The organism is Pseudomonas sp. C6002 (genome assembly GCF_013385805.1).
GTDB lineage: Bacteria > Pseudomonadota > Gammaproteobacteria > Pseudomonadales > Pseudomonadaceae > Aquipseudomonas.
This window is the reverse complement of record NZ_JACAPH010000009.1, coordinates 436,125-449,135: the sequence shown is the minus strand read 5'-3', so window position 1 is coordinate 449,135 and position 13,011 is coordinate 436,125. Positions and strand designations below refer to the sequence as shown.

Below are 13,011 nucleotides of genomic sequence, written 5' to 3'. Positions count from 1 at the left end.
AATTAATTTGACAGGTTACATTTTCAAGCGCAGCCTGCAAAACCAGTAACCCAACAAATCAATTTAACCAGTTACAAAAAGGACTCCGATCATGTCGATTTCAGCCCCGGTTGTTCGCTATCAGCACGTTGATGCCGATGGTGTGCGCATTTTCTACCGTGAAGCCGGCGACCCGTCCGCGCCGGTGTTGCTGCTGCTGCATGGCTTTCCCAGTTCGTCCCATATGTACCGTGACCTGATCCCGCTGCTTGCCACCCGCTACCGGATCATCGCCCCGGACTTGCCAGGCTTCGGCTTCACCGAAGTCCCCGCCGAACGCAATTACCACTACAGCTTCGATAACCTGGCGATCACCGTTGGCCACTTCGTCGACGCCCTGAACCTCAGTCGCTATGCCCTCTATGTGTTCGACTACGGCGCACCGGTGGGCCTGCGCCTGGCCGTGGCCCACCCGGAACGGGTCAGCGCGCTGATATCGCAAAACGGCAATGCTTACCTGGAAGGTTTGGGTGACGCCTGGGATCCGATCCGGGCCTACTGGGCCGAGCCGAGCCCGGCCAATCGCGAGGTGATCCGCAACGCGGTCATCAGCCTGGAAGGCACGCGTTATCAGTACCTGCATGGCGTGTCGCAACCGGAGCTGGTGGCGCCGGAGTCCTACATGCTCGACGTGCTCCTGATGCAGCGTCCAGGCAATGACGAGATCCAGTTGGACCTGTTCCTCGACTACCGCAACAACCTGACGCTGTACCCGGCGTTCCAGGCGTTTTTCAAGGCCACGCAAGTGCCGGCGCTGGTGATCTGGGGCCAGAACGATCCCTTCTTCATCCCGCCGGGCGCCCATGCCTACAAAGGCGACAACGCCAACGCCGTGGTGGAATTACTCGACACCGGCCACTTCGCCCTGGAAACCCACGCCGCGCACATTGCCCAGCGGATTCATGCAGTACTGGGTGACGCCATCAACTGATAACCGCCCATGAAACACTGGATTCGTCCAGTGAATAATACAGACTGGCCTGGTGCTGCCTGGCCCTGCTAAAACGACGGAACAGCATTCCACCGTTGGAGAAGCGTCCCATGAGCACCTGGCCAGACACCCGAATTCTTGACCTGCTGGGCATCGAGTTACCGATCATTCAGGCGCCCATGGCCAATGCCACGAGCACGGCCATGGTGATTGCGGCCAATCAGGCCGGCGCCCTCGGTTCAATGCCGGCGGCGGCGCTCAGCATCGAGCAACTGCGCGAAGCACTCACCACGATTCGCCAGGCCAGTTCGCGGCCGCTGAACGTAAATTTCTTCTGCCATCAGCCACCGACGCCGGATGCTCACCGCGACCTTCAGTGGAAGAACCTGCTGGAAACCTACTACCGCGAGCTGGGCGCCGATTTTGACGCGCCGACGCCCGTCTCCAACCGCGCACCGTTCAACAACGCCGCCTGTGAAGTGGTGGAAGAATTCCGCCCGGAAGTGGTGAGCTTTCACTTCGGCCTGCCGGAAAAATCCCTGCTGGACCGGGTCAAGGCCACCGGGGCGAAAGTGCTGTCGTCGGCTACCACCGTCGAAGAAGCCATCTGGCTGGAACAGCACGGCTGCGATGCAATCATCGCCATGGGCAGCGAAGCCGGTGGCCATCGCGGGATGTTCCTCAGCGACGACCTGAATAGCCAGATCGGCACCATGGCGCTGGTGCCACAGGTTATCGATGCCGTGCGCGTGCCGGTGATTGCGGCCGGCGGCATCGGGGATGCCAGGGGCATTGTCGCGGCCTTCGCCCTTGGCGCGTCAGCGGTGCAGATTGGCACCGCGTACCTGTTTACCCCCGAGGCCACCGTCTCGAAGTCACACCACCACGCCTTGCGCACTGCCCAGGCCAGTGAAACCGCGCTGACCAACCTGTTCACCGGGCGCCCGGCGCGGGGCATCATCAACCGCGTAATGCGTGAGTTGGGCGCGATCAACCCCACGGCGCCGGCGTTCCCGCTGTCCGGCGGTGCGTTGATGCCGCTCAAGGCCAAGGACGAAGCCGGCTTCAGCAACTTGTGGTCGGGCCAGGCGCTGCGCCTCGGCAAAGACATCTCCAGCCATGACCTGACGCTGCAACTGGCCGCGCAAACCCTGGAAAAACTCGGCCGACGCTGAACCTGAACTCCCGGGACAACTTTGCGCTGTACCGGCAGTGGCCAACCGCTATATATTCCCATACATAGCGGTAGTCCCCCTCTGCCTAACAAGCCGCAAACCCCAAGGAGCTTCTTGATGATGATTCGCGCCTCACGCCTGGCCCCCACGGCCCTCGCCACCCTGATCGCCGCGTTTGGCTTCTCCTCGGCGAATGCCGATGAAGTACAGGTGGCCGTGGCTGCCAACTTCACCGCACCGATCCAGGCGATTGCCGCCGACTTTGAAAAAGACACCGGCCATAAACTGGTCGCTGCCTACGGCGCTACCGGCCAGTTCTACACCCAGATCAAGAACGGCGCGCCGTTTGAAGTGTTCCTCAGCGCCGACGACACCACCCCGCAGAAGCTCGAAGCCGAAGGCGACACCGTCAAGGGCTCGCGCTTCACCTACGCGGTCGGCACCCTGGCGCTATGGTCGGCCAAGGAAGGCTACGTCGATGGCAAGGGCGAAGTGCTGAAGAAAAACCAGTTCCAGCACCTGTCCATCGCCAACCCGAAAGCCGCGCCTTATGGCCTGGCCGCCACCCAGGTGCTGGCGAAGGAAGGCCTGACCGAGAAGGTCAAGGACAAGCTCGTTGAGGGCCAGAACATCACCCAGGCCTATCAGTTCGTCTCCACCGGCAACGCCGAACTGGGTTTTGTAGCGCTGTCGCAGATCTACAAGGACGGCAAAGTCACCAGCGGTTCGGCCTGGATCGTGCCGTCGTCGATGCATGACCCGATCAAGCAGGACGCGGTAATCCTCAACAAGGGCAAGGACAGCGCCGCCGCCAAGGCCCTGGTTGAATACCTGAAAGGTCCGAAAGCCGCCGCGGTGATCAAGTCCTACGGTTACGAGCTGTAAATGCCGCTGTCGAGTGCCGATTTTTCCGCGATCTGGTTGACCCTGAAACTGGCATCGCTGACCACGGTCATCCTGCTGATCATCGGCACTCCGATCGCCCTGTGGCTGTCGCGCACCCGCTCGTGGTGGCGCGGCCCCATTGGCGCGGTGGTGGCCTTGCCGTTGGTGTTGCCACCCACGGTGATCGGCTTCTACCTGCTGCTGACCATGGGCCCCAATGGCTACTTCGGCCAGTTCACCCAATGGCTGGGCCTGGGCACCCTGACCTTCAGCTTCGCCGGGCTGGTGATTGGCTCGGTGATCTATTCGATGCCGTTCGTGGTGCAGCCGTTGCAAAACGCCTTCTCCGCCATTGGCACTCGCCCGCTGGAAGTGGCCGCGACCTTGCGGGCCAATCCCTGGGACACCTTTTTCACGGTGATCCTGCCCCTGGCGCGCCCGGGGTTTATCACCGCGTCGATTCTCGGTTTTGCCCACACCGTCGGCGAGTTCGGCGTGGTACTGATGATCGGCGGCAATATTCCCAACAAGACCCGGGTCGTCTCGGTGCAGATCTACGACCACGTCGAAGCCATGGAATATGCCCAGGCCCACTGGCTGGCCGGGTCCATGGTGGTGTTTTCTTTCCTGGTGTTGCTGGCGCTCTACTCCAGCCGTAAAACCAAGGCGGGCTGGAGCTGATGTCGATGATCGAGGTACGCCTGCAACTGAAGTATTCCGGGTTTGCCCTGGACGTCGACCTGCACCTGCCCGGTCGCGGGGTGACGGCGCTGTACGGCCATTCCGGCTCCGGCAAGACCACCTGCCTGCGTTGCATCGCCGGGCTGGAGCGGGCTGAAGAGGGTTTCGTGCAGATCAACGACGAGGTCTGGCAAGACAGCCGCAAAGGACTGTTCGTGCCACCCCACAAACGCGCCCTGGGCTACGTGTTTCAAGAAGCCAGCCTGTTCCCGCATTTGTCGGTGCTGGCCAACCTGGAGTTCGGCCTCAAGCGCATCCCGCGCCAGCAACGCCGGGTGGAGATGAGCCACGCCACCGAACTATTGGGCATCGGCCACCTGCTGGAGCGCCATCCGCAGCACCTTTCCGGCGGTGAGCGCCAGCGCATCGGCATCGCCCGCGCCCTGCTCACCAGCCCGAGCCTGTTGCTGATGGATGAACCGTTGGCCGCGCTGGACAGCAAACGCAAAAGCGAGATCCTGCCGTATCTCGAACGCCTGCATGACGAACTGGAGATTCCGGTGCTGTACGTCAGCCATGCCCAGGACGAAGTGGCGCGCCTGGCTGATCACATCGTGTTGCTCAGCGACGGCAAGGCCCTGGCCAGCGGTCCTATCGGCGAAACCCTGGCCCGGCTGGACCTGCCAATGGCCCTGGGCGACGACGCCGGTGTGGTGATCAACGGCACCGTCAGCGCCTACGACGCGCACTACCAGTTGCTCACCCTGCAATTGCCCGCGAGCCAATTGCAGATGCGCGTGGCCCATGCACCATTGGCGCTGGGCAAACAGTTGCGTTTCAAGATCCAGGCGCGGGACGTCAGCTTGAGCCTGCAGGCCGAGGAACACAGCAGCATCCTCAATCGCCTGCCGGTGACGGTGACCCAGGAAATCCCGGCGGACAACGCAGCCCACGTGCTGGTGAGCCTGGACGCCGCCGGCACGCCGCTGCTGGCGCGCATCACCCGTTACTCGCGGGACCAGTTGCAGCTGCATCCCGGCCAGACGCTGTGGGCGCAAATCAAGGCGGTGGCGGTACTGGCCTGACTGCCCGACAGCTGCTACGGGGGAGCAAACTTGTTGGCACGACCGCAAAACCCTGCGGTCAATCAGAAATACCTGCCAAGGAATTTGCGCCATGCCCGATCCTGCGTTGCTTGCCGACCTGCCCCGCGACCTGCATTACGTCGACGATACCCAGCCCGGGATCTCCCGCAAAAAGCTGCGGGGCAAATTCCAATACTTCAAGGCCGACGGCACACGCATAACCGATGCCGACGAAATCAAACGCATCAACGCACTGGCAGTGCCGCCGGCCTATACCGATGTGTGGATCTGCGCCGACCCGCGCGGCCATCTGCAGGCCACCGGGCGGGATGCCCGGGGGCGCAAGCAGTACCGCTACCACCCGCGCTGGCGCGAGGTGCGCGACACCGACAAATACTCCCGGCTGCAACAGTTCGGCAGCGCGCTGCCCAAGTTGCGCAAACAGTTGGAAGCACAGATCGAGGCGCCCGGGTTCAATCGGGAAAAGGTCCTGGCCACGGTGGTGCTGCTGCTCGACGCCACCCTGATCCGCGTCGGCAATACCCAATATGCCCGCGACAACCGCTCCTACGGCCTGACCACCCTGCGCACCCGCCATGTGGACATCAAGGGCAGTGAGATCCTGTTCCAGTTTCGCGGCAAGAGCGGCATCGAGCACCAGATCAGCGTCAAGGACCGGCGCCTGGCCACGGTGATCAAGCGTTGCCTGGAGTTGCCGGGGCAGAACCTGTTCCAGTACCTGGACGAGAACGGCGAGCGCCATACCGTCAGTTCCACCGATGTGAATGCCTACCTGCACACCCTGACCGGCGCGGATTTTACCGCCAAGGACTACCGCACCTGGGCCGGCAGCGCCCTGGCGCTGGCAGTGCTGCGCGAGCTTGAGTGGCAGCCGGAATCCGACGCCAAGAAACATGTGGTGGAGATGGTCAAGAACGTTGCCAAGCAACTGGGCAACACGCCGGCGGTGTGTCGCAAGTGCTACATCCACCCGGCGGTGCTGGAGCATTTCAGCCTGGGCGAACTGGCGAAACTGCCCAAGCCCCGAGTGCGCAAAGGCTTGAAAGCCGAGGAAGTCGGGCTGGCGATGTTTCTGGAGCAACTGGCCGAACGCCTGTAAGTGCGCCAAGTCATTGCAGCGGAGCACGAAGCGCCCTACGGTAGTGGCCGGATAATCTCACCGAGGAACCCGGCCCCATGCTGCCTTCATCCCTGAAGCCCTACACCAACGCCGCCTTGCTGCATCGCCACAAATGGCGCGGGCGTGTCGGGTTGCTGCTGGTGGCCAGCCTTTCCGTGCTGGCGGGCATGACCGATGCGATTGGTTTCATGGCCAGCGGGGATTTTGTGTCGTTCATGAGCGGCAACACCACGCGCCTCGCCGTGGCGATCAGCGAAGGCGACCTGGGCCTTACCGCGCGCCTGACACTGCTGGTGGCGACGTTTATCGCCGGGAATGCGCTGGGCGTGATGGTCAGCCGCGTCAGCCGGCGCCACGCCCTGCCCCTGTTGCTGTGCATCGCCACCCTGCTGTGCGGGGCTGCGGCCTGGCCGTTCGCCGATCAATTGCCGGCGTTGCTGGCAGCGATCATCGCCATGGGTATGCTGAATGCCGCCGTCGAAGAAGTGAACGGGTTGCCCGTGGGGCTTACCTATGTCACCGGGGCGCTGTCACGCTTTGGTCGCGGACTGGGCCGCTGGATCCTCGGTGAACGCCGCAACGGCTGGCGCGTGCAACTGATCCCGTGGGCCGGGATGTTTGTGGGTGCGGTGATCGGTGCGTTGCTGGAGCACCACATGGGGATTCGTGCGCTGCTGGTCAGCGGGGTGCTGTCGGCGCTGTTGGGGCTGGTGTCGCTGAAGATTCCGCGGCGCTGGCACCTGGGGTACATGCCCCGCTAGAAAACAGCTGCCCTCCCGACGCTCCGGCCTCGACATCCCTGTACCGGTAAAGAGCCGTCACGCCGGGTGAGCGGGAAAATACTAAAACAATGCCTGCGGGACTGTCCGCAGGGCATTTCTGAACTTTTCTAACGGAATGGATTACAGGCAGGTCGCCAGTGCCGCCAGGCGGCGCTTGGCCGGATAGTCATCCTGGGCCGCGTAATAGTTGACGGAGGCGCCGGCGCCGGCACTGCGCACGTCGACAAAATAGTCACCTGCCGTGGTGTAGATGGTGAAGCCACCAGCCTGTGCAGGCTCCATGAAACCACCGGCATCCACCCCGAACACCGCTTCATCCTGCCAGCCGAACTGGATGCACTGGGCAACCACCAGCGGAGCCTTGTCCGAGGCCAGGGTTTTGTAGGGCGCGCCGGTACGCGCCTCTTTCATCTTCGAGCCCGCGCAACCGGCCAGCGATGCCAGGACCAAAGCGCCAATTACCACCATCCGCATACCGAAGCTTCCTTGGAAAAAACGCGACTGTACCATTAGCAGGCGACACCGAAGGATTATTGCGTCACCCTGCCGCCTACTTACGAACCCGCTTTTACCCGGAAACCCCATGACACCCAATGCCGAGCGCTACAACCCCTCCACCGACTACGCCGACAAGCTGATCAGCCGCATCGGCCAGACGCCTTCGTGGATCGCCAAACGCATCGGCGTGACCGACAAGCGCATCCGCTACATCCTTGACGGCGAGCGCACCGTGAAGGGCGAAAGCACCCCGATCCAGATGACCTACACCGAGCAGTTTGCCCTGGAATGCCTGGCGGCCGAGGCGAAAGCCAACAAGAAAGCCGCCGCCCCGGTTATCGAATAGCTGACAGATTCATGAACTTTGTTTCACTGTGAAGGAAGACCTCGCCGCCTATAGTCGGCAGGCTCATTTTTAAGAAGTCTCCCTTCCAGCCTGCCCTCCCGCAGGCTTTTTTTTGCCTTGGTTTTGCTCCCTCCGTAGCAGGAGTTTGTTGGTCAGAGCAGCCAGCGGAACAGATAGAACAGCGCCATGCTCAGCAACACGGTGATCAGCACGCTACGGGTCCAGAACATCAGCGCCACGGCGCTGATTCCGGCCAGCAGGTAGGGGTTGCCCACACTCAGGTTGAGCTTGTGATCAGCCAGGAAAATGATCGGGCCGCAGATGGCGGTGAGCATCCCCGGTACGGCAAACCCGAGAAACTCCCGCGCCCCGCGATTGAGGCGCACCGGCAGGCGCGGCTCGAGAAACAGGTAGCGGTTGAGAAACACGATCAGGCCCATGCCAAAAATCATCACGAAGATCATTGCTGCCCTACTCCCAGCCGCTTGCAGGCATACCCTGCGCTCATCCCCAACACACCGGACACCACCACCGCCGATTCCCAGTGCAGGTAGCTCAGCCAAACCGAGCACAGCAACGACACGGCTACGCAGACAATGGTCGGCACGTCGCGCACTACCGGGGTGATCAGGGCGATAAAGGTCGCGGCAATCGAGAATTCCAGGCCCAGTTGATCCAGCCCGGGAATGCTTTTGCCGAGCACGATGCCGGCGAAGGTAAAGACGTTCCAGATGATATAGAACGTCAGGCCGACGCCCAGGGCGTACCAGCGATTGAAGGTCTGGCGGTCGTACTGGCTGACCAGGGCGAAGAATTCGTCGGTCAGCAAAAAGCCCAGGCTCATGCGCCACCGTGGCTTGAGCGGCGACAGCGTGGGACGCATGTGCATGCCGTAGAGCAAATGCTGGGAGGTCAGCAGCAAGGTGGTCAGCAGGATCGAAATCAGGCTGGCGCCGCTCTTGACCATGCCGATGGCCACCAATTGTGCGGCACCGGCAAACACGATGGTCGACAGCCCCTGGGCTTCCAGTGGCGTGAATTGGGCATCAATTGCAGTCGAACCGGCCAGCAATCCCCACGGCGCACACGCCAGGGACAATGGAATGATCGCAATCGCGCCACGGGAAAAGGCATTCAGAGGCAGAGCGTTAGGCATACACAACAAGCTCATCGACAGTCAGTCGACAAGCATGCCAGCGGTATCAGGGATTGTCTTGAACGATCGTGCTCAAGCCAGTTTGACCGACACCCGCTCCACCGCGTCCCGGGCTTCGCGCAGTTCGTGGGCGTCCTGGTTGAGCCGGTGGATGGTATTGAGCAGGCGCTGGCGCAGCACTTCATCGCTGAGCTTTTCGACGGCGCGCATCAGGTCAAACGCCGCGGTTTCGTTATTGTCCGCGACGGAATCCAGGGTCTTGCGCAGGTTGCGAGTGGCACGGGTCACACGTTTTCTTCCTTCATCACCAATGGGCAGGCACTTTAGGACATTTGTGTTTCAGTTTAATTTCAACCACTTGTCATCGATTGTCGGGCACTTGACGCAGGTCAATCGAAACAAGGTTTGACCAATACATATGGAAATACGTATATTCGTATTTCCATATGTATCAAGGCACTGACCATGTCAGATCTTTTCTCCCCGCCCAACGTCTTCAAATGCCTGGCCGACGCCACCCGCGCCAGGCTGACGTTGTTGATCCTGCGTGAAGGCGAACTTTGCGTGTGCGAATTGATCCATGCTCTGGACGACAGCCAGCCGAAAATCTCCCGCCACCTGGCGCAACTGCGCAGTTGCGGGTTGCTGCTGGACCGTCGCCAGGGCCAGTGGATTTATTACCGCCTCAACCCGGCCTTGCCGGAGTGGGTGACGGCAGTGCTCGACACCACCCTGCAAGCCAACCAAGCCTGGTTAAAAACAGACGCCCAGCGTCTGGAAACCATGGGTGACCGACCACAACGGGCCAGCGCCTGCTGCTGATCCTGCGGAGAGCTTTTCATGCTTGTTGCCGTTGCTATCTTTCTGTTCACCATCATTTTGGTCATCTGGCAGCCCAAGGGCCTGGGCGTGGGCTGGAGCGCCACGATGGGCGCGATCCTGGCCCTGGCGTGCGGGGTTATCAGCCTGGCCGACATCCCGGTGGTGTGGCACATCATCTGGAACGCCACCGGGACCTTCGTCGCGCTGATCGTCATCAGCCTGCTGCTGGATGAGGCGGGCTTCTTTGCCTGGGCTGCCTTGCATGTGGCGCGCTGGGGCCATGGGCGCGGTCGGCGACTGTTCGCGTACATGGTGCTGCTGGGCGCGCTGGTATCGGCTTTGTTCGCCAACGACGGCGCGGCGCTGATCCTCACGCCCATCGTGATGTCGATGCTGTTGGCGTTGCGCTTTTCTCCGGCGGCCACCCTGGCGTTCGTCATGGGCGCCGGGTTTATCGCCGACACCGCGAGCCTGCCGCTGGTAGTCTCCAACCTGGTGAACATCGTCTCGGCCGACTATTTCAAGATCGGCTTCAACGAATACGCCGCAGTGATGGTGCCGGTGAACCTGGTGAGCGTCGCCGCGACCCTCGCCGTATTGCTGTGGTTTTTCCGCCGGGACATTCCGCAAACCTACGACCCGGCAGACCTCGACGACCCTGCCAGTGCGATCCACGACCGCGCCACCTTCCGCGCCGGCTGGTGGGTGCTGGGCATCCTGCTGGTGGGCTGCTTTGCCCTGGAACCGCTGGGCATTCCCATCAGCGCAATTTCTGCCGCCTGCGCCATATTACTGCTGGTGATCGCCTCCAAGGGCCACAAAATCTCCACCCGCAAGGTGCTGAAGGAAGCGCCCTGGCAGATCGTGATTTTCTCCCTGGGCATGTACCTGGTGGTCTACGGCCTGCGTAACGCCGGGCTGACCGACTACCTCGCGACCTGGCTCGACACCTTCGCAAGCTATGGCGTATGGGGCGCGGCCTTGGGCACCGGTGTACTCACCGCGCTGCTGTCTTCGGCGATGAACAACCTGCCAACCGTGCTGATCGGCGCGCTCTCCATCGAGGCCAGCCACGCCGTGGGCGTGGTCAAGGACGCGATGATCTACGCCAACGTGATCGGCAGCGACCTCGGCCCCAAAATCACCCCTATCGGCAGCCTGGCGACCTTGCTCTGGCTGCACATCCTGGCACGCAAAGGCATCACCATCACCTGGGGTTACTACTTCAAGGTCGGGATCGTGCTGACCCTGCCGGTACTGTTGATCACCCTCGCCGCCCTGGCCTTGCGCCTGAGTTTCTGACGGAGTTCGCTTGATGAAAGTCCTGTTCATGTGCACCGCCAACAGCTGCCGCAGCATTCTTTCGGAAGCCTTGTTCAACCATCTGGCGCCGGACGGTTTCCAGGCCATCAGCTCCGGGAGTTTCCCCAAGGGCCAGGTGCTGCCACGCAGCCTGACCACGCTGAAAGCCGCCGGCATCAGCACCGAAGGCTTGTACAGCAAGGGCAACGACGCCTTTGAAGGCAGCCCGCCAGACATCGTCGTCACCGTGTGCGACAAGGCTGCTGGAGAAGCTTGCCCGGTGTATTTCGGCCCGGCCATGAAGGCACATTGGGGGTTGGAGGACCCGTCGGATGTTCAAGGCGATGAAGCCCAGGTCGACGCCGCGTTCCGCGCCACCCTGGAAATCATTGAACGGCGCTGCCGGGCTTTTTTCGAGATTCCGTTCGCCAGCCTCAGTCCCATCGAAATCAAGGCCGAGCTTGATCGCATCGCCACGCCGTAACCGAAGAGCCGGGCGAGTAGTCGATCTGAAGGTCTTTTCCGGCGTATGCTCGCGGGCAACGGTCACAGCGAGCCCCCTCAATGAGTTCCATGCAGCACGCCTGGCTGGGCAACTACGAAGTCAGCAGCACCACCTGCACCGGCCTGACATTTGCCCGCCACAGCCATGATGAATGCGTGATCGGCGTCAACCTGCTCGGCGAGGAACAGGTGTGGCTGGATCGTCGCACCTTCGAGGCCGGCCCCGGCAGCATCACCCTGTACAACCCGGGGCAGATTCAAGGCGGCGGCGCGGCCGAAGGGCAGCCGTGGCGGTTTGTCAGCTTGTATGCGACTGCCGAGCAATTGGCGGCTGATCTGGGTCTGGCGCACCTGGAGTTCGACCGTTCGCTGTGCTTCCAGCCGGCGTTGGCGATGAAACTCGCCGGGGCGATTGAAGGTGCGTTGAGTGTCGATCCGCTGGCCCGGGAGCTGAGTGAGGAAGCCCTGGTGGTGCTGCTCGGCGAAGTCGTCGGTTGCAGCGGCGTCCGCTTGCCTGGCAGCACTGCGGTGGGACGCGGGTTGGTGATCAAGGCCCAGGAATTGCTGGCTGAAAACCTGCACCAGGCGGTGGCACTCGAGACCCTTGGTGACGAGTTGGGCCTGTCGAAATTCCATCTGCTGCGGGCTTTTCAGAAAGAAACCGGGCTGAGTCCACGCCAGTGGGCGATGCAACTGCGTACCCGGCGCGCCAAGGGGCTGTTGCGCTCAGGCGTTGCGGCGTCGCAGGTTGCCCATGCCTTGGGGTTTGCTGACCAGAGCCATCTGAATCGGCATTTCCGGGCGGCCTACGGGATCACACCGGGGCGCTATCAACGCGTGCTCAAGGGCTGAAAAGCGCAATCTGGTTCAAGACGACTTACACACCCTTCCCTAAAATGCCGGCCATCACTTGAAGGAAGGCAGGCATGTTGACGATCTTTTTTTCGGCGCTGGTGTTTGGGTTTGTGTTTTGCCTGTCGCCGGGGGCGGTGCTGGCGGAGACGCTGCGCCGTGGGCTGCTGCATGGGTTTGCCCCTGCGCTGTTGGTGCAGATCGGTTCGCTGGTGGGCGATGCCGTGTGGGCGGTGATCGGGCTTACGGGCATGGCGTTGTTGATCCAGCATGAGTCGGTGCGGGTGCCGCTGACGGCCGTTTGTGGGCTGTATCTGGCCTGGCTCGGGATTCGCAGCCTGATGGATGCCTGGCACTTGCCAGAGGCCGGGAGTGCGCCGGCCAGGTCCGGGCAGAATGCGCTGGTGGTGGGGGCGGCGATTTCCCTGGCCAATCCGAAGAACATTGTCTATTGGGGGGCGCTGGGGAGTGCGTTATCGGGGATAGTCGGGGCGGCGCCTAGCCATGGGCAGACGTTGATGTTTTTTGCGGGGTTTATGCTGGCTTCGGTGTTGTCGTGCTTTTTGATTGCGGGGTTGGTCAATTTGCTGCGGCGGAATGCTTCGCCCATGTGGCAGAGGGTTAGCTATGGGGCTTGTGGGGTAGTGCTGCTGTATCTGGCGATGTTGGCGTTGCGGGGGATTTGAGGGGGCATATCCGCTATTTGGGTGACGGCGGCCTATGGTTCCGCTCTTACAGCGGCTCACTTTGGAAAAGCCGGAATGCCGGCCCAGCCCAAAGTGGGCAAAGGGCTCCGCAATACCTGCGTTCGG

17 protein-coding genes are annotated in these 13,011 nt (G+C 61.9%); 13 read left to right on the top strand and 4 right to left on the bottom strand.

The features are described 5' to 3' along the window. The first annotated feature begins 91 nt into the window (after positions 1-91). The 7 genes from HX817_RS05880 to HX817_RS05850 all read left to right on the top strand — a co-directional run bounded on the left by HX817_RS05880 (position 92) and on the right by HX817_RS05850 (position 6,698). On the top strand, positions 92-970 hold the full coding sequence (locus HX817_RS05880) for an alpha/beta fold hydrolase (protein ID WP_177039941.1): 879 nt from the start codon (positions 92-94) through the stop codon (positions 968-970). A gap of 110 nt (positions 971-1,080) precedes the next feature. Further along, a complete protein-coding gene (locus HX817_RS05875) occupies positions 1,081-2,145 on the top strand; it encodes a nitronate monooxygenase family protein (RefSeq protein ID WP_177039940.1) in 1,065 nt (354 codons plus the stop codon). 117 nt (positions 2,146-2,262) lie between these two features. Further along, positions 2,263-3,030, top strand: coding sequence for a molybdate ABC transporter substrate-binding protein (gene modA / locus HX817_RS05870; RefSeq protein ID WP_256344303.1), 768 nt, complete (start codon positions 2,263-2,265; stop codon positions 3,028-3,030). After that, a complete protein-coding gene (gene modB, locus HX817_RS05865) occupies positions 3,031-3,711 on the top strand; it encodes a molybdate ABC transporter permease subunit (protein WP_003212595.1) in 681 nt (226 codons plus the stop codon). Further along, on the top strand, positions 3,711-4,796 hold the full coding sequence (gene modC / locus HX817_RS05860; protein ID WP_177020089.1) for a molybdenum ABC transporter ATP-binding protein: 1,086 nt from the start codon (positions 3,711-3,713) through the stop codon (positions 4,794-4,796). Before modB ends, modC begins: the two co-directional genes overlap by 1 nt. A 91-nt stretch (positions 4,797-4,887) precedes the next feature. Then, positions 4,888-5,916: a DNA topoisomerase IB gene (locus HX817_RS05855; protein ID WP_008432490.1), complete on the top strand. Its 1,029-nt coding sequence runs from the start codon at positions 4,888-4,890 to the stop codon at positions 5,914-5,916. A 77-nt stretch (positions 5,917-5,993) separates the two neighbouring features. Beyond that, positions 5,994-6,698, top strand: coding sequence for a YoaK family protein (locus HX817_RS05850; protein ID WP_177039939.1), 705 nt, complete (start codon positions 5,994-5,996; stop codon positions 6,696-6,698). A gap of 141 nt (positions 6,699-6,839) precedes the next feature. Here HX817_RS05850 and HX817_RS05845 read toward each other — a convergent pair whose 3' ends face one another. Next, positions 6,840-7,193 carry a hypothetical protein gene (locus HX817_RS05845; RefSeq protein ID WP_087693907.1) on the bottom strand — a complete coding sequence of 118 codons (354 nt, stop codon included), beginning with the start codon at positions 7,191-7,193 and terminating at the stop codon, positions 6,840-6,842. Between the two features lie 109 nt (positions 7,194-7,302). On the opposite strand from HX817_RS05845, the gene HX817_RS05840 reads away from it, so the two are divergent. Next, on the top strand, positions 7,303-7,563 hold the full coding sequence (locus HX817_RS05840; protein ID WP_003212600.1) for a hypothetical protein: 261 nt from the start codon (positions 7,303-7,305) through the stop codon (positions 7,561-7,563). 152 nt (positions 7,564-7,715) lie between these two features. Here HX817_RS05840 and HX817_RS05835 read toward each other — a convergent pair whose 3' ends face one another. The 3 genes from HX817_RS05835 to HX817_RS05825 form a co-directional block, all read right to left on the bottom strand. Then, complete coding sequence (locus tag HX817_RS05835) at positions 7,716-8,027, bottom strand: AzlD domain-containing protein (protein ID WP_008432487.1); 312 nt, start codon at positions 8,025-8,027, stop codon at positions 7,716-7,718. Continuing rightward, positions 8,024-8,719: an AzlC family ABC transporter permease gene (locus HX817_RS05830; RefSeq protein WP_087693909.1), complete on the bottom strand. Its 696-nt coding sequence runs from the start codon at positions 8,717-8,719 to the stop codon at positions 8,024-8,026. Before HX817_RS05830 ends, HX817_RS05835 begins: the two co-directional genes overlap by 4 nt. Before the next feature lie 72 nt (positions 8,720-8,791). Next, positions 8,792-9,007, bottom strand: coding sequence for a hypothetical protein (locus HX817_RS05825; RefSeq protein ID WP_003212603.1), 216 nt, complete (start codon positions 9,005-9,007; stop codon positions 8,792-8,794). A 177-nt stretch (positions 9,008-9,184) separates the two neighbouring features. Here HX817_RS05825 and HX817_RS05820 point away from each other — a divergent pair, with 177 nt between their 5' ends. The 5 genes from HX817_RS05820 to HX817_RS05800 all read left to right on the top strand — a co-directional run bounded on the left by HX817_RS05820 (position 9,185) and on the right by HX817_RS05800 (position 12,885). Then, positions 9,185-9,541, top strand: a complete 357-nt coding sequence (locus HX817_RS05820) for a metalloregulator ArsR/SmtB family transcription factor (protein ID WP_003212604.1) — start codon at positions 9,185-9,187, stop codon at positions 9,539-9,541. 18 nt (positions 9,542-9,559) lie between these two features. Next, the gene (locus HX817_RS05815) at positions 9,560-10,843 is read left to right on the top strand and encodes an arsenic transporter (protein WP_177039938.1); all 1,284 of its coding nucleotides are present in this window, start codon (positions 9,560-9,562) and stop codon (positions 10,841-10,843) included. Between the two features lie 13 nt (positions 10,844-10,856). Further along, complete coding sequence (locus HX817_RS05810) at positions 10,857-11,327, top strand: arsenate reductase ArsC (protein ID WP_087693911.1); 471 nt, start codon at positions 10,857-10,859, stop codon at positions 11,325-11,327. Positions 11,328-11,407: 80 nt separating this feature from the next. After that, complete coding sequence (locus HX817_RS05805) at positions 11,408-12,199, top strand: AraC family transcriptional regulator (protein ID WP_177035512.1); 792 nt, start codon at positions 11,408-11,410, stop codon at positions 12,197-12,199. A 74-nt stretch (positions 12,200-12,273) separates the two neighbouring features. Next, positions 12,274-12,885, top strand: coding sequence for a LysE family transporter (locus HX817_RS05800; RefSeq protein ID WP_177039937.1), 612 nt, complete (start codon positions 12,274-12,276; stop codon positions 12,883-12,885). Positions 12,886-13,011 lie beyond the last annotated feature (126 nt).